Origin of the sequence: Bombella favorum (assembly GCF_014048475.1) — a bacterium.
GTDB classification, from domain to species: Bacteria; Pseudomonadota; Alphaproteobacteria; order Acetobacterales; family Acetobacteraceae; genus Bombella; species Bombella favorum.
Genome location: NZ_NWUS01000001.1, coordinates 1,154,515 through 1,170,238, shown reverse-complemented (window position 1 = coordinate 1,170,238; position 15,724 = coordinate 1,154,515). Strand labels below are relative to the sequence as shown.

The 15,724-nt window shown below is 54.4% G+C and carries 13 protein-coding genes, 1 tRNA gene and 1 CRISPR repeat array; of the genes, 13 read left to right on the top strand and 1 reads right to left on the bottom strand.

From position 1 onward, the window contains the following. Nucleotides 1-38 precede the first annotated feature (38 nt). The 9 genes from CPA57_RS05285 (at nucleotide 39) to cas2e (ending at nucleotide 8,735) form a co-directional block, all read left to right on the top strand. Nucleotides 39-115, top strand: a tRNA-Met gene (locus CPA57_RS05285). A gap of 173 nt (nucleotides 116-288) precedes the next feature. Then, nucleotides 289-2,811 (top strand): CRISPR-associated helicase Cas3', encoded by a 2,523-nt coding sequence (cas3, locus tag CPA57_RS05280; RefSeq protein ID WP_182081728.1) that lies wholly within the window; start codon nucleotides 289-291, stop codon nucleotides 2,809-2,811. 171 nt (nucleotides 2,812-2,982) lie between these two features. Continuing rightward, entirely contained in the window at nucleotides 2,983-4,476 is a 1,494-nt protein-coding gene (gene casA / locus CPA57_RS05275; RefSeq protein WP_182081727.1) for a type I-E CRISPR-associated protein Cse1/CasA, read from the top strand. Continuing rightward, a complete protein-coding gene (gene casB, locus CPA57_RS05270) occupies nucleotides 4,469-5,017 on the top strand; it encodes a type I-E CRISPR-associated protein Cse2/CasB (protein WP_182081726.1) in 549 nt (182 codons plus the stop codon). The genes casA and casB overlap by 8 nt, the downstream gene beginning before the upstream one ends. Nucleotides 5,018-5,070: 53 nt before the next feature. Next, a complete protein-coding gene (gene cas7e, locus CPA57_RS05265; protein WP_182081725.1) occupies nucleotides 5,071-6,135 on the top strand; it encodes a type I-E CRISPR-associated protein Cas7/Cse4/CasC in 1,065 nt (354 codons plus the stop codon). After that, entirely contained in the window at nucleotides 6,135-6,827 is a 693-nt protein-coding gene (gene cas5e, locus CPA57_RS05260; RefSeq protein ID WP_182081724.1) for a type I-E CRISPR-associated protein Cas5/CasD, read from the top strand. The genes cas7e and cas5e overlap by 1 nt, the downstream gene beginning before the upstream one ends. After that, nucleotides 6,824-7,507 (top strand): type I-E CRISPR-associated protein Cas6/Cse3/CasE, encoded by a 684-nt coding sequence (cas6e, locus tag CPA57_RS05255; RefSeq protein WP_182081723.1) that lies wholly within the window; start codon nucleotides 6,824-6,826, stop codon nucleotides 7,505-7,507. The genes cas5e and cas6e overlap by 4 nt, the downstream gene beginning before the upstream one ends. Further along, entirely contained in the window at nucleotides 7,504-8,454 is a 951-nt protein-coding gene (gene cas1e / locus CPA57_RS05250) for a type I-E CRISPR-associated endonuclease Cas1e (RefSeq protein ID WP_182081722.1), read from the top strand. The genes cas6e and cas1e overlap by 4 nt, the downstream gene beginning before the upstream one ends. Further along, nucleotides 8,454-8,735 carry a type I-E CRISPR-associated endoribonuclease Cas2e gene (gene cas2e, locus CPA57_RS05245; protein WP_043561864.1) on the top strand — a complete coding sequence of 94 codons (282 nt, stop codon included), beginning with the start codon at nucleotides 8,454-8,456 and terminating at the stop codon, nucleotides 8,733-8,735. The genes cas1e and cas2e overlap by 1 nt, the downstream gene beginning before the upstream one ends. Before the next feature lie 90 nt (nucleotides 8,736-8,825). Continuing rightward, a CRISPR array of direct repeats spans nucleotides 8,826-9,220; the repeat unit is 29 nt; unit sequence CTGTTCCCCGCCCATGCGGGGATGAACCG. A gap of 164 nt (nucleotides 9,221-9,384) precedes the next feature. Here the strand turns inward: cas2e and CPA57_RS05240 are convergent. Further along, on the bottom strand, nucleotides 9,385-11,565 hold the full coding sequence (locus CPA57_RS05240) for a TonB-dependent siderophore receptor (protein ID WP_326831352.1): 2,181 nt from the start codon (nucleotides 11,563-11,565) through the stop codon (nucleotides 9,385-9,387). A 267-nt stretch (nucleotides 11,566-11,832) separates the two neighbouring features. Between CPA57_RS05240 and cysG the strand changes: the two genes are divergently transcribed. The 4 genes from cysG to CPA57_RS05220 are packed head-to-tail and all read left to right on the top strand — an operon-like array spanning nucleotide 11,833 to nucleotide 15,689. After that, nucleotides 11,833-13,278: a siroheme synthase CysG gene (gene cysG / locus CPA57_RS05235; protein WP_182081721.1), complete on the top strand. Its 1,446-nt coding sequence runs from the start codon at nucleotides 11,833-11,835 to the stop codon at nucleotides 13,276-13,278. After that, nucleotides 13,278-13,619, top strand: coding sequence for a DUF2849 domain-containing protein (locus tag CPA57_RS05230; protein WP_182081720.1), 342 nt, complete (start codon nucleotides 13,278-13,280; stop codon nucleotides 13,617-13,619). Before cysG ends, CPA57_RS05230 begins: the two co-directional genes overlap by 1 nt. Further along, entirely contained in the window at nucleotides 13,616-15,298 is a 1,683-nt protein-coding gene (locus CPA57_RS05225; protein ID WP_182081719.1) for a nitrite/sulfite reductase, read from the top strand. The genes CPA57_RS05230 and CPA57_RS05225 overlap by 4 nt, the downstream gene beginning before the upstream one ends. Next, entirely contained in the window at nucleotides 15,285-15,689 is a 405-nt protein-coding gene (locus CPA57_RS05220) for a DUF934 domain-containing protein (protein WP_182081718.1), read from the top strand. Before CPA57_RS05225 ends, CPA57_RS05220 begins: the two co-directional genes overlap by 14 nt. Nucleotides 15,690-15,724 lie beyond the last annotated feature (35 nt).

Below are 15,724 nucleotides of genomic sequence, written 5' to 3'. Positions count from 1 at the left end.
CCCTCGCTCACCCTCTCTCTATATATACCACCCACTACCGCGGGGTGGAGCAGCCCGGTAGCTCGTCAGGCTCATAACCTGAAGGTCGTAGGTTCAAATCCTACCCCCGCATCCAAATATACACCCCCCCCACAATCTAAAATAACCCGATAAAACGCCGCAACTCCAACTCGCTCGGTTGAATCGGTGTCGCGTGGGTAGTGATATAAAAAAATCATTTGAATCTCCCTAATCGCCTGTTACGCTCGATGTAGTCGAGAGTTTCATTTTCGGGGGGAGAGAAATCAGATGAAAGAATGGCTTGATTGGCCCGCTAAGAGTGCCCATCCTCCTGAGATTATTGAACATCCAGCAATTTATCACATGCTCGATGTAGCGGCTGTCGCTGAGCAACTGATTATAGAATCACCTTGGCCATTTGAATTAAAACAAGCCTTTATTGCACTAGCTGGCCTGCATGATTTAGGAAAATTCAGTGAAACATTTCGAGGTGTGTTGCGTGAGGGGGCATATCAACCATTTACGCATTGGGAATTAACTGAAATTCTTCTGTTGACTGAAGATGATTGGTTAGCAGATTGGCTAGGCGGTACAGAAGAAGTTCGAGAAGTTTTATATGCCGCCGTGGCTGGGCATCATGGCCGCCCTCCTCAAACAAATCTGCAAAGGCGCGAACGAAGGAAATGTTTGCGGGCTGTTGGAGAGGGTCATGAAGCAGCACAACGTTTGTTGGAGCTTTTTAAGCAGCTTTGGCCCGAGGCTTCTCTTGATTCTTTAGATGAGGAAGCGGCCATAAGTTTTTCTTGGTGGCTGCCTGGTTTCTGTACAGCAGCCGACTGGATAGGGTCTAATACAACGTGGTTCTCTCCTAAGGCATTGGAGTTAGAACCGGAGGCGTACCTGGAAGAGGCACGTGTCATTGCCCAAAAAGCTGTGAAAGAAGCTGGCCTAAGTGGAACAATGGCTCGTGAAGGGGCGTTGTTTGATTTTGCACTAAGGCCATTACAAGAGGCGTGTGTGTCTCTGGCTTTGCCAAAAGGCCCCACACTGGTTGTACTGGAAGCCGAAACCGGGGTTGGTAAAACGGAAGCCGCTCTTATCCTGGCGCAACGTATGATCCTGGCAGGGAAAGGGCGGGGGTTGTTTTTTGCTCTGCCAACTATGGCTACGGCTGACGCTATGTTTGGTCGGGCCAAGCAGGTCATGGAGAGAATGTTTACAAACCCGTCTTTGACTCTCGCTCATGGTCGGGCCGGCTTGTCTGTGCCGTTTCGTGATCTTGTAAATGAGGGGAGCAGGACGGGTAAATCTGATGACCAATCCGGCGTGACAAGTGCCGAGTGGTTGGCTTCAGATAATAGACGGGCCTTGCTGGCTGATGTCGGGATAGGCACGATTGATCAGGCTTTGCTGTCCGTTCTGCCGGTACGGTTTCAGACATTGCGGCATTATGGTCTTGCTTCCAAGATATTGGTTGTCGATGAGGTTCACGAGATGGGAGAGCCTTATATCGCAGAAGAACTGGTGGCTTTGTTGCGGATGCATAGGGCCATGGGAGGCTCAGCCATATTGTTAACGGCGACTCTGCCACTCAAATTACGGGCCCGCCTTTTGGAGACGTACGGCGGTATTTCTGAATCTCACGCCTATCCAGCCATAACTATTGCTGGGGGGGAGACTGTAACACAGTTTGATGACGATGCTCGGCCGCAGAAAGGGCCTGTCCTAGTGGAGCGACTTTCTACGATGGATGAAGCGGTACATTATATTGCTCAATCCGCAGCGGATGGAGCGGCCTGTGTATGGGTTCGTAATGCTGTAGATGATGCTATTGCTGCGGTCGATGCGTTGCGGGCTAAAGGTGTGCAAGCGCATCTTTTACATGCTCGTTTTGCTTTGTGTGATCGTAAAAAGCTGGAACAGGACGTGCTGAATCGTGTGGGGCGGAATGGGACTGACCGTAAAGGGTTTGTTCTGGTTTCGACACAAATTGTTGAAGCCTCGTTGGATCTGGATTTTGACGTCATGGTGTCCGATTTGGCCCCGATTGGGTCTCTGATACAGCGTGTCGGTCGTCTATGGCGGCATATGGATGTACGGCCTGCTACCCAACGTCCCGTCCCCTCACCCATCTTAAAGGTCCTGTCACCAGACCCTGCCGATGTGCAGGATGACCGTTGGTTGCAGAAAGTTTTGGAGAGGGGGGCTTGGGTTTATTCATTGCCGGATATGTGGCGGACGGCTTCGGCCTTATTCAAGGCCGGCGAAATCAAGACGCCAGATGGTTTGCGTCCCCTGATAGAAGCTGTGCATGGTGATGAGGTAGAAAGCTTACCTTCCGTATTGGAGAGTGCAGAGGCGGAAGGGTACGGAAAGGCCATGGCTGCACGGCAGCGTGCTCTTCAGAATCTTGCCACTATTGAATATGGCTACCGGAAGGGCGGCTGTGGTGCGGATGATACGACCTATCCTACCCGGTTTGGGGATGAAACTCGGATTCTTGCCTTGGCCCGCCAGACAGACCACGGCCTTGTTCCATGGGCGCAGGCCGAAGGGGGTCTTTCTGATGAATTGAGCAGAAGTGAGCTGGCGGCTTTGTGGGCCTTGTCGGAAGTGTCTGTGAGGAGCAAGCGGCTTGTGGGGTTAGACCTTCCAGATCAGGATAGGGCCGATATTCACGAGGCTCAAAAAGACTGGCCGCAATGGAAGAAGAATGTTGTTACCATATGTCCGGTTCCTGAAATAGATGGAACTATCTGTCAGGGTCTTTGTTATAGGAATGATATAGGGCTGACTATATGCCATTCTTAATAATTGAGACATTATAATAATTTATTCCAGTCTATCATCAGCTATGCTTTTTTGATTTATGTCTTGTTAATAGACTGGATCTGATGCAGGGTGATATCGAAGTGCTGTACTCTTTATGCTGGCGTATGGAGAGACAGTAGATGGTTGATTTTGTAACCCTAGAGGTTTCTGGTGTCTCTAAATCTGATAACAGACCCGTGGATTCCTGTACGATGTGCCGATGGTAGCAGGCGGATTATTGCACCATGGCAAATGGCAGAAGAGGGCATAATTTTCCCAGATTGGGTACGTCCTGATCTGAATGTTGCCTGTTTAGAGTTGTTGATCGGGCTTGTTTATCTGGCAGATCCACCAGCGAATAAGAAGGATTGGCGGGCCCGTAGGCGGGCTGATCCGGACCTTTTGAAGACAAAGTTAGCGGCTTATGAGCCGGCCTTTCATCTTCTGGGTGATGGCCCCCGTTTTCTTCAGGACATGGAGAAACTTTCAGGCTCTCCCAATCCGGTTGATATGCTGTTCATCGATAGTGCGGGTGGGCAGACCATGCGTAATAATATCGACGTCATGGTGCATCGTAACCGTTATCCGTGTCTTTCTCTACCGGAAGCGGCGATGGCGCTTTACACATTGCAGGACTTTGCTCCCTCTGGTGGGGCCGGAAACCGCACTTCCATGCGTGGTGGTGGGCCACTCGTGACACTTCTCGATCCCGGTGAAGAACTATGGGACCTCGTCTGGCTCAATGTTCCGTTTGGTCAACCATCCGATATGAAAGACCTGCCGTGGATGAGGCCGACACGGACATCAGAACCTGGGCAGACGTCTGTCTTTCCATCAGACGGGACAAGACGCTTTGATGTGGAGGCGTTTTTCGGTATGCCCCGCCGTCTGCGCCTTGTAGGGGATGATGAGGGTGTGACGGGCGTCATACAGCGGCCCTATGGCACGAATTATGCCGGATGGTGGCATCCTCTAAGCCCTTATTACCGGATAAAGGTCACAGAGGAGTGGCTTCCACGTCATCCACGGGCTGGACGGTTTGGCTATCGTAACTGGCTGGGTGTCATTGCGGAAAGTGAGCCTAAAAAAGCACATGAAGAGCGTTTGGCTAGCTTGGCACTGATCGTGAGAGAGTGGTGTGGACAAGAGAGAGGAGATGAGGCGTCCGTTATTGTAGCGGGCTGGGCCATGAACAACATGAGCCCGAGAGACTTTGTCTATTCCCGTCAGCCACTTTCTCGTCTGTCCGAGGATGCTGAAGAGTCTTTACGGGGCTTTATTGAAGCTGCCGAGATGGTAGCAGCCATGTTGAACCGGGCCTTATCATCTGTTCTGGATGCCGGTGAAGCACGAGAAGCGCAACGTGAAGAGTTTTACCTGAAAACCGAACCTGCTTTTTATCAGTGTTTCCACCAGATAGCCGCAGGCGAGAAACCCTCTGAAGAGTGGCTGAAGGTATTGCGAAAGCAGGCTTTGGATCAGTTTGAAGCTGTTGCTTTGCCGGGACTTTCCGAGCGTGACATGCAGAGCATGAAGAAAATTGCCGAAGCCCGGAAGTTTCTGAACATAGAGTTGTGGGGATACGGCAAGAAGGCAGGTCCAGCCCTATTTACAGCATTGGGTCTCCCCGTCCCGCAAAAGAAGAGGAAGAGGCCGCATGAGTGAAAGAACAGACATTGGCGTGAAGGTCTTTGAGTGGTGGCAAAAGAATCTTGCTCCACGCACGCAGTCTGTGTCGAAGGATGCAGCAAAAAGCGGGAAGGATGAAACGGAGAAGGCACAAGGCCAAACAGCGGCGCGCGCACTCAGTGCGAAGTTACGTCGTGGTGGTTTCCCTGACCTTCTGTTTGAACCGGAAGTGCATCGTTTGGTGCATACGTTGAATGTGCGAGAGCATGAGCTGAAACGTTTTTGTCGGCTGGTTGAGATACTTGGTAGTGTGCGGACGCATAGCCAAAGCACATTGGCAGAGCGGCTTAGAGGGGCAGATAAGGAACCATTATTGTCGCCTCTAAGGTTCAAGCAGTTAATGACAGCCGAAGATGAAGAACTGGCTACATTATTGCGGCGTGCTGTGCAGATAGCTGACTACCGTTGCAATGTTGCAGCCCTCGCAAGGGATGTCATGTTCTGGAATGATCGGACCAAGACCCGCTGGTGTCTCGATTATTTTGGCGCTGCGAATTCAGGAGACAAGACAGAATAGCACATATGTTGCTGGTCTCGTTTTAACCCATCTATTGAGTAGGTTTTTGTATCATGACAAATTTTGTCCAGTTCCATGTTCTGACAACTTATGGTCTTTCTAATCCCAATCGTGACGATATGGGACGCCCCAAACAGGCCGTGATTGGTGGGGAGGTGCGTATGCGCCACTCCTCACAGTCAGTCAAACGGGCTTTGCGGGAAAGCACGTTCTTCAGTCTCGACCTCGCAGACCATATGGGGACAAGGACTAAACGTCTGCATGGTGGGCTGGTGCAGCATCTTGTGAGTAAGGGCGTTTCCGAGAAAAAAGCTCAGGAGAGCGCAAGCACTGTCGCCAGTATTTTCGGTAAATTGGAAGCAGCTGATAAGGAAACGGGCGAACAAATCGCTACAACGCTCGCCTTTATTTCACCAGATGAATGGAAACTGGCAGAAGAGCTGGCCGAAAAAGCTGCTGCTGGGGAGAAGCTACCCAAAGATAAAGACCTGAAAAAAGAGGTTCTGCGTCGGGCTGATGGAGCGGTGGATATCGCCATGTTCGGGCGTATGTTGGCCTCTGATGCTGATTTTAATCGGGATGCCGCTGTGCAGGTGGCTCATGCGTTCACGACTCATCGTTCAGTAGCACAGGAAGACTGGTTCTCCGCTGTGGATGATCTGAATAAAGATGATGAGCGTGGGGCCGGTCATATCGGTGAAAGCGCTTTTGGCACGGGTGTGTTTTACCAGTATGTATGTGTCAATCTGGACCTGCTGGTTGAGAATCTGAATGGTGACAGGGAACTTGCTGCCAAGGCCATGGAGGCATTGGCTCGTTCTCTGTCTCAGGCTACGCCTCGTGGTAAGCAGAATAGCTACGCCCATCGGCCACGGGCACATTATATGCTGGCAGAACAAGGCGAGCAGGCTCCCCGTGATCTGTCTGGTGCTTTCTTCCATGCCGTAAAAGGTGACAATCTGTTGGCGAGCTCCATCAAGAAGCTGGAAGAGACCCGGAAGGCTATTGATGATGCCTACGGGCAGTGCTGGGCTGCCGAAGCGAAATTGTGTGTGGGCGAAAACGGAACGCTGGATGAACTTGCCGCCTTTGCTGGTAAAGCTGTGCGGGGTGAGTGATGGCGTCCCCTTATCTGGTGTTCTCGCTCTCGGCCTCTTTGGGGGCGATGGGCGAGCTGGCTGGGCATGAGCGGCGTGGTTCGTTGCTTTGGCCGGGTCATTCCGCACTGATCGGGTTGATGGGAGCTGCTTTAGGTATTCGGCGTGGCGGTGATTTTTCCGGGCTCGATAGTCTGAAGATTGATGTCGCCATATTCGATAGCGGCACGGCCTTGCGTGACTTCCATACCATTCAGTCCGTCCCCGCGGCGGCGGTGAAGAAGCCAAACTCCCGCCCGGAGGCAATTCGGAAAGCGGGAGGGCGGCTGACAACTAGCATTACTCTGCGTGATTATCGGGCAGGCGTGTTCTACGGCGTCGCTGTGCAGGGCGAAGGGCTAGAGGAGATAGCGGCCGCATTACGCAAACCGCATTTTACGCTCTATCTGGGGCGTAAATCCTGCCCGCTTTCATCCCCTCTGAACCCTCAGATCGTGCAGGCCGATACGGTCGAGGAGGCCCTAGGGCAGGTGAAAGTGCCTATCTGGCTCTCCCAACACGTTGATCTTTCTAAAAAGGTCATGGTTGTTGGTGAGGAGGGCAGTCAGCGGGATTATGTGCATGATATTCCGTTGGACCGGCAACGCTGGCACTTTGCTGCACGGGATGTCGGAATACGTCATGTTGAACTGCTAGGGAAGACGATGAAATGAGCTGGTATCTAAGTAGAATCCGCCTTTCCCGCAGCCCTGCCGTTCGTGTTCTGGAAGCCGCTTTGAAAGAGCCTGATACAGGGCAGAGGCGGTCTTCGCAGCATCATATGCTCTGGTCTGCCTTTGCAGAGGACCCCGACCAGAAGCGGGATTTTCTTTGGCGTGCAGAAAAGGATGGGAGCTTCCTTACGTTGTCTCCACGTCCACCACGGGATGATAACGAGCTGTTCGAGCCCCCTCAGTGTAAGATCTTCGATCCTGCATTGAAGGCAGGTGATAAGCTTGCTTTCCTACTTCAGGCTAATGCGACACGGATGAAGCGTGATATTGGCAAGCGTGTTGATATCGTTATGGATGCGCTTCGTCATGTTTCTGGGGAACAACGGGCAGAGCAGCGAATGGATCTGGCCGAAAAGGAAGGCAAACTCTGGCTGGCACGACAGGGAGAGAAAGCCGGCTTCACCTTTGCGCCCGATGAGGTGCAGGTTGAAGACTATCGGACTGAACTACTTCCCCGTTTTAATATTAGGAAACAAGATAGACCCACGTTCGGTATTTTGAATTTCACTGGCCAGCTGGAAGTGACAGACCCAGAGGCTTTTCTGGCCCAGCTGGTTAAAGGATTTGGGCGGGCCAAGGCCTTTGGCTGTGGCCTTATGTTGATCCGACGGGCGTCATGAGTAGGGCGGGGAAAGACGGGCTACCCGGTCTGGCCCCGCCAAAACCCATCCCCCTAAAAGATAGATCCTCTCTGATTTTTGTAGAGCGGGCCCAGCTGGATGTGCTGGATGGTGCTTTTGTGGCTGTTAATGCCGATGGCACCAGAACGCAGATTCCCGTTGGTGGTCTGGCCGGTATCATGCTGGAGCCGGGCGCCCGGATTTCCCATGCAGCGGTGTCGTTGGCGGCCCGTGTGGGGACATTGATTACATGGGTCGGAGAAGCAGGTGTACGCCTTTATTCCTCTGGCCAACCCGGCGGGGCACGGGCTGATCGTTTGTTATGGCAGGCTAGTCTGGCTTTGGATGATGGGGCCCGTTTGCGTGTCGTGCGAGAGATGTACAAACGGCGTTTTAAGGAGGAGCCACCTGCCCGGCGGTCGGTTGATCAGTTGCGTGGTATTGAGGGAGCCCGTGTAAGGGAAAGCTACGCCCTGCTGGCTGCTCAATATGGTGTTAGCTGGAAACGCCGTTCGTATGACCGGAAGGATTGGAGCGGTTCGGATATCCCTAATCGGTGCCTCTCAGCAGCCACAGCCTGCTTGCATGGGCTGTCTGAAGCCGCGGTCCTCGCAGCGGGGTATGCGCCAGCGGTGGGGTTTCTGCACAGCGGGAAGCCGTTGTCCTTTGTGTATGATGTAGCGGATATTTTCAAAATGGAAACCGTGGTACCGGAGGCATTCCGTATTGCGGGCAAAGCGGAAAGGGGGCGGTTGGATATGGCACCAGACCGCGCCGTGCGGCTGGCCTGCCGGGATAAGTTCCGCAAGGAAAAGCTGCTGGAGAGAATCATTCCGACCATTGAGCAGGTTCTTTCGGCTGGCGGCCTGCCTCGCCCCGAGCCCCCACCGGAGGCCGTGCCCGTCGCTTTTGAAGATGAAACCTTTGGCGATCCGGGGCACCGTTGATGCTGGTTGTGGTGGTCACCAATGCGCCACCTCGCCTGCGTGGCCGTCTGGCAGCATGGCTGGTGGAAATACGGGCTGGGGTCTATGTGGGCAGCTACTCCAGACGGACAAGGGAGATGATCTGGGAGCAGGTACTGCTTGGCCTTGGGCCTGAGGGTGATGCTGTCATGGTTTGGCATGTTCCCAACGATCAGGGATATGAGTTCCGTACGGCTGGTCACAATCGCCGGATGCCGGTTGATTTCGATGGATTGAAACTGGTTGCTTTTCGACCGGAATAAAGCGAAGGAGTGAGGTATTAAATTCTGGTTTAAGTTGGTACGGTCTTTGACAATAAAAAAAGTCATGTCTTACAGTACGTTGCAGGAAGTCTGTTCCCCGCCCATGCGGGGATGAACCGGGAAACTCATTTACCGTGGATACCTAACGAATCTGTTCCCCGCCCATGCGGGGATGAACCGGAGCGGCGGCGGGAAATGGCAACTGATGCTGCCTGTTCCCCGCCCATGCGGGGATGAACCGTCATCAGGGAAATAACAGGGAAGTGGGGCTTTCTGTTCCCCGCCCATGCGGGGATGAACCGCTCTCTTGGAGAGATGCATCGGCCATCGTGGGCTGTTCCCCGCCCATGCGGGGATGAACCGGCACTCCCACACACGGCAGCCTCGCCGCTAACCTGTTCCCCGCCCATGCGGGGATGAACCGTCGCCCGACCGTCCGAAATCCACCCCGAAGACCTGTTCCCCGCCCATGCGGGGAGAAATCGGGGCAGGTGATGCGGCGGCGGGGCCTGCAACGAACCCCGCAATGCGCCACGTGGCGGGTAGCCACAGCTACGGCCTGCAGATTATCACCGTGTCACGCCGCATCAGCGTCAATGGATGCGAAGAGGACAAAGAGACGTCAATAGGTACCTCTCATTGTTCTCCCTTACCACCGGTAAGACAGGTCACCATACAGAGCACGGCCGGGAGCGTAGGAGCAGTTTGTCGTGCTGGTACATACGGAAACATATTTCGAGTTGGTAATGTTGGTGCCGTTTAGCTGGAGGTGCCAACGCTGGTAATCAAGATGGGCTTCAATATCGCCAACCAACTGGGAAGGAACGATAATGGTGTTGGGTAAGGTGCCGGCTGTTGTGCTTGTATAGCGTAGGCCACCACCAATTCCGGCACTTAGGGAGTGTGTAAGGGCGAGACTGCGCCGCAAGAAAAAGGATGCCATGCGGGAGGGAACCGTTGTCGGGCGTTGACCGACCTGGTTTTGCGTAGCAGTGCTGCCTTTCGTAATGCGTGGGTCCTGCACAGTAAAGGCAGCGAGCAGGTCGATTTTATAGGGTAGGCGTCCGACAAATTCGGCTTCAAAACCACGGGTCCGCTGGGCACCTAGCTGTATTTTGTCGCTGGAATAGACAGGGTCCTGCACCAGTTCGTTCCGTTCTTTCAGGGTGAAGACATCCAGCGTGAGCAGAAACCTGTCTCCGAAAATGGAATCTCTACGGGGCTTGTATTTTATGCCCGCCTCCAGCAACCGCCCTCTTGTCGGGGAAAAGGCCGTGCCATCATGGGTTGTGCCTAGCTGTGGACTGAAAGACGTGGCGTAGGAGATGTAAGGAGCCACACCCCAGATAGATTGATAGAGCAGGGCCACACGCCCGGTGAAGGCATTGTTCTTTTGGGAGGTCCGTCCGCCGTTGTTATTGTTGACTTGTAGGCTCTGCGTGAAGTCGCCACGGCCAGAGAGTGTTAGGAAGAAGCGTTTCCAGTCTGCTTGTTCCTGCCCGTAAATGCCTGTTTGTGTACCGGTCGTATTGTAATTGCGCTTGGAAGCATAGCTAGGCATGGCAATTGCAGAATAAACGGGGCGATAGAGGGATAGGTTTGGTGCTTTTCCTTCCCCACGCCGTTCCGCCATGAAGTCACTGCGGAAATCCACACCTGTAAGTAATGTGCTATGGACAGACCCGAAATGGTCTTTCCATTCCGAACGTGTGTCTAATGTTGTGGTGTTGTAGTTGCCTGATTGTAGAAGGGCCGTGCGGGAAATTGTATCCGTCTTGATTAATTTTGGCTGGGCGACTGTCCGGTAGAGGATGTCTATATGGGCAAAGCGCATGTTCTGCGAGATGGTCCACCCCGGCAGTAGCTCTTGTTTCAGGGCGTAGCCAACGGCAATCTGCCTTTTAGAGTAGACATCAAAGTTCCAGTCTCCAGACAGGAAGTTGCGAGGTAGAGAACCGTAACGAGATGGCACGACCGTGCCGACATACGGCAAAAACTGCGAGCTGGACCCTGCATCAAGCTGCTCATAGCTGCTCAGGAAGGTGAAATCCGTCCGAGAGGAAGGCTGCCAGCGTAGGGAAGGGGCAGCATAAATTTCGTTGTTCTTGATATGATGGGCAAAGGTGCCCGATTTGCGGATCAACCCGTTGAAACGCCACATCCAATGGCCTTGCTTGTCAATAGTGCTGCCAATATCCACAGCTCCTTGGCGCCGGGCGTAGCTCCCTCCCTGAACCGACACGACATTGACCTGGCTTTTTGTAGGGCGTTTGCTGACGGCATTAATGATGCCCCCAAGCTGGCCGGAACCATAAAGGGCGGAGCTGCTGCCACGGATGATGTCCATTTCCTCCATGCCCCAAGGCTCAATGGAAAAAGATTGTGACGTGGCGGCATTAGGGGTGCGTGTACCATCTAAATAGATATCCGGTGTGAAACCGCGGATAGTCCCAAAATAGCCCCGTGGGTCATCCTTCCCGCCATAGTCGGAGACACCCGCACTGTAGCGGATGGCTTCTGTCAGAGTACGGCTGTTGAGCATGTCCATTCTAGCCCGGGAAACGACTGTCAGGTTCTGGGGGGTGGTTTCCAGCGGTGTGGCCGTTTTCAGGGCCGCTTGCCCCGTACCGGCAAGGAGGGTACGGGCCCTGCCATGGACAAGAATTGATTCTATGGGGTGCTTGCGAGAGGCGGCGGTTTTGCTGTTTGTCTCATGTTTCTTGTTCTGGGATGGTTGGGGTGTCTCTGCGGCCATGACACAGGATGGCAGGATGATACTTCCTAGAATGAGAAGCCCTTGTAATGGGCTATAAGAAACGGGACGGGGCACAACTGCTTTTCCAATATGAGAATGATTCTCATAATCAAATATAAAAGATAATTTAACCCCGCAAGCGTTTTTCACATTCCCGTGATGAATCGTGGTGCAAGGTGGTGAGATGTCGGCCTGTTACGTTGCCCGTGTGTCTGGAACGTAGATAGAAGGGCGGTTTTTTCACACAGTGATGGAAGATATATTAAACCAATAAAAATAGTTATTTTTGGAAACAACAAAATAATAAGTTGATTTTTGCCCAAGATTTGACATGCTCCCCGCATGACGACGAAGCCCCCTTCTTATCTGCCTATCGTTCTGCGGACAGACCAGCGTGATGCCCTCCTTGTGGGAGGGGGGCAGGTGGCCGTGCAGAAGATGCGTCTACTGAGGGGGCGATGCCGGATGATCCATATTTGGGCAGAGACATTGCATCCCGAGCTAGCCGCTCTGGTGGAACAGGGGCAGGCCGTGTTCCGGCAGGGTCGGGTGGAAGAAGAGGCTCTCCAGGCCATTTTGCCCCACATGGCCCTAGTGTTTGCCGCAACGGATGATGACACCGTTAATGAGATGGTGGCCCACCAGGCCCATGCGTTGCGGGTACCGGTTTGCGTGGTAGATGCTCCGGCCCTTTCTAGTTTCATTACGCCTGCTTTGGTGGATCGGTCGCCCGTGCAGGTGGCCATCACGACTGGCGGGGCTTCTCCGGTTCTAGCCCGTCGTGTCCGGCAGATGGTCGAGGCTATGCTCCCTGCCAGAATGGGCGATGCGGCCCGTTTCATGCAGAAGCAGCGTGGCTGGCTGAAGGATCGCCTGCCGGGGATGAAGCAGCGGCAGCGTGTCTGGGAAACCTTTGTTGATGGCCCGGCCTATGAGGCCGCTCTGGCTGGAGAAGAAGATCGGGCACGGTCACAGTTGGAGCAGCTTGTAGAGGCGGCCGAAGGGGAAGCTGATCACCCGCAGGGTGAGGTCTGGCTCGTGGGGGCGGGGCCGGGAAACCCGGACTGGCTGACTCTTGCGGCCCTGCGCCTGATGCAGAATGCGGATAGTGTGCTGTACGATAATCTCGTGGCACCGGATGTGCTGGACCGTGTGCGGCGTGATGCCGAGCGTGTCTATGTCGGTAAGAAGCGGAGCCACCATACACTCCCCCAGAGCGACATAGAGGCAGAGATGTTGCGCCGTGCCCGGCGGGGTGAACGTGTCCTGCGGCTGAAGGGGGGAGACCCCTTTGTGTTCGGTCGTGGTGGTGAGGAGATGGAAACCCTGCTGGCGGCTAATGTGCCGGTGCGGGTTGTTCCCGGCATTACGGCGGCGAATGGTTGCGCTGCGGCCGCTGGGATTCCGCTGACCCATCGTGACTGTGCCCAAAGCTGCGTGGTTGTGACAGGCCACGCCCGGGCCGATGGCACGCTCAATCTGCATTGGCCTAGTCTGGCCCGGAAGGGTCAGACAGTCGTCATTTATATGGGGTTGAGTTCCATGGCGGAGCTGTGCCAGCAGATGCAGGCTCATGGCCTGCCGGAAAGTTGGCCCGTGGCGGTTGTCTATCGGGGGTCTTGCGCCGACCAGCGTTGCGTGACGGGCACGCTGGGCACGATAGCCGAGGATGTCCGTCGGGCGGGGCTTCAGAGTCCCGTACTGATTATTGTAGGGGAAGTGGTGCATCACCGGGGCGAGGTGATGCAGGCTGTGCCCGATTATAGCACATCGAAGGAGAGTGCCTGATGAAACGTCTGTCCCGTCCGGGAGAAGGGGAAATCCTGCTGCTGACAGCAAGCCGCCTGCTGGATGGCCGTATTGTCTGGCTTGGTGAGGGGGACCATTGGCATGAGGCCATTGCCGAGGCTACCCGCTTTACCCATGAGGACGCAGGCCCTGCTCTGGAGCGTGCTTTGGCTGAGGCGGAGCAGAAAGAGGTCGTGGCCATTTATGAGGTTGTAGCGAAAGATACCCAACCGCCCGAACCTGTAACGACACGGGAAGCGATCCGTGCCCACGGGCCGAGTGTCCACCCTGATTTTTCTTACGATCATGCCCCGGTGCGGGAAAAGGAGAGTGCATTATGACACAGCCTGCTTCACGGTCTGTCGGGCATTACCAGTATGAAGAGCGGGACAGAGCCTTCCTTCAGGAGCGCATCAATGAGTTCGAAGGGCAGGTCCGCCGCCGTCTTTCCGGTGAGCTGAGCGAGGAAGAGTTTAAGCCTCTGCGGCTGATGAATGGGGTTTATCTCCAGCTGCATGCCTACATGCTGCGGGTAGCCATTCCTTATGGTGTGCTGGATAGCCGCCAGTTGCACAGATTGGCCGATATTGCAGCCAAATATGACCGGAATTACGGTCATTTCACCACCCGGCAGAATATTCAGTTCAACTGGATTGCTCTTAAGGATGTGCCGACTATCCTGCGGGAGCTGGCCGAGGTGGATATGCATGCCATTCAGACTAGCGGTAACTGCATCCGTAACGTCACGTCCGATGAGTTCGCCGGTGCGGCCAAGGATGAGCTGATGGATCCACGTATTCATGCCGAGATCGTGCGGCAGTGGTCTACTCTGCATCCCGAGTTCACTTTCCTGCCTCGTAAGTTCAAGATTGCCATTTCTGGTAGTCCGGAAGATCGTGTAGCAGCCCGTTTCCATGATATTGGCCTGCTGGCCCGCCCCAGTGAGAACGGCCCGCTTTTCCGGCTATTCGTGGGTGGTGGACTGGGCCGGACACCGGTTGTTGGGCAGGAGCTCTTCGATTCCGTGAAGGAAGAAGACCTGATTGCCACGCTGGAAGCTGTTCTGCGTGTCTATAATGCGTTCGGACGGCGGGATAATCTCTACAAGGCTCGCATCAAGATTCTGGTGCAGACCATCGGCTTGGAAGCCTTCCGCAAGGCTGTGGAGGACGAACTGGCCCGCATGGATCGTGCTGCCTACAGGCTGACACCGGAACATGTGGCGCAGATCCGTGCCCGTTTTGCCCTGCCGGATCTCAAGGCCCCGGTAGAAGCCGTTGATGTGTTGGAGCAGCATAAAAAGGCTGATCCGGCCTTTGCTCGTTGGGTGGCCAGTAATACGCATCCTCATCAGGATGAGGGTCATATTTGTGCGGTTATTTCCTTGAAGACACCGGGAGCTATCCCCGGCGATGTAACAGCCGAGCAGATGCATGGCCTGGCAGACCTCGCCGAGCGTCATTCGTTTGGTGAGGTGCGGGTCACGCATCTTCAGAATCTGGTGTTTGGGCATGTTCGCAAGGACCAGCTGTATGAGCTGTGGCAGGGGCTGAAGGCACTGGGCCTTGCTGCGCCGAATGTTGGTCTTATCAGTGATATCGTAAGTTGCCCGGGGCTGGATTATTGCAATCTGGCCAATGCCCGCTCCCTACCACTGGCGCAGAAGCTGGGTGCCCGCTTTGGTGATGCCGCCTTACAGGCCGAGATTGGGGCGTTGAGCATCCATATGTCGGGCTGCATCAATGCCTGCGGGCATCATCATGTAGGCAATATTGGCCTTCTGGGGGTCGATAAACGAGGGGCTGAAACCTATCAGATTCTCCTTGGTGGCGATGCCGGGGAAAATGCCGCCATTGGTGGGATTCTGGGGCCGTCCTTCGCAGAGGATGAAGCCGTGGATGCCGTGGCCCGGATTGTGGAGTTCTATCTTGGGCAGCGTCAAAAAGGTGAGACCTTCTCTGCCATGCTCAAGCGGTGCGGCCTGAAGGCCTTTAAGGAGGTGGCTTATGAAACTGTTTGATCTCAGCGGGCGTAAAACGCTGGAGGCTGCTTCTCCCGTTTCTTTTGCGGAGTGGAAGGAGACTCGGCAGGGCACGGCTATTTCCCTACCGCAGGATGTCGAAGTGGAGGAGCTACGGTCTCATCTCGGCAGTCTGACACTGATCGTGTTGGAGTTTCCTATTTTTCGGGATGGGCGGGCTTTTACACAAGCTCGGTCTTTGCGAGAGTATGAAGGCTATGAAGGGGAAATCCGGGCCTCCGGCCATCTTCTGCCGGATCAGGCCATTCATCTCAGACGCTGTGGGTTCGACAGTGTGGCTCTGTCCGAAGATGCCAATGTGAAGGATTGGGAAGAACAGCTCGGCCGTTATCAGTTCTATTATCAGAATACGGTTGTTAGCCCTGCCTGATGGGTGGCTCCTGAAAGAGTCTGATAGAAACGGGC

Excerpts from the sequence above, each read along its gene's own strand:
- cas6e (WP_182081723.1), top strand. The coding sequence starts at position 6,824 with ATGAGCTGGTATCTAAGTAGAATCCGCCTTTCCCGCAGCCCTGCCGTT.
- CPA57_RS05230 (WP_182081720.1), top strand. The coding sequence starts at position 13,278 with ATGAAACGTCTGTCCCGTCCGGGAGAAGGGGAAATCCTGCTGCTGACA.
- cas3 (WP_182081728.1), top strand. The coding sequence starts at position 289 with ATGAAAGAATGGCTTGATTGGCCCGCTAAGAGTGCCCATCCTCCTGAG.
- CPA57_RS05220 (WP_182081718.1), top strand. The coding sequence starts at position 15,285 with ATGAAACTGTTTGATCTCAGCGGGCGTAAAACGCTGGAGGCTGCTTCT.
- cas1e (WP_182081722.1), top strand. The coding sequence starts at position 7,504 with ATGAGTAGGGCGGGGAAAGACGGGCTACCCGGTCTGGCCCCGCCAAAA.
- cas5e (WP_182081724.1), top strand. The coding sequence starts at position 6,135 with ATGGCGTCCCCTTATCTGGTGTTCTCGCTCTCGGCCTCTTTGGGGGCG.
- CPA57_RS05225 (WP_182081719.1), top strand. The coding sequence starts at position 13,616 with ATGACACAGCCTGCTTCACGGTCTGTCGGGCATTACCAGTATGAAGAG.
- cysG (WP_182081721.1), top strand. The coding sequence starts at position 11,833 with ATGACGACGAAGCCCCCTTCTTATCTGCCTATCGTTCTGCGGACAGAC.
- casB (WP_182081726.1), top strand. The coding sequence starts at position 4,469 with ATGAGTGAAAGAACAGACATTGGCGTGAAGGTCTTTGAGTGGTGGCAA.
- cas7e (WP_182081725.1), top strand. The coding sequence starts at position 5,071 with ATGACAAATTTTGTCCAGTTCCATGTTCTGACAACTTATGGTCTTTCT.
- cas2e (WP_043561864.1), top strand. The coding sequence starts at position 8,454 with ATGCTGGTTGTGGTGGTCACCAATGCGCCACCTCGCCTGCGTGGCCGT.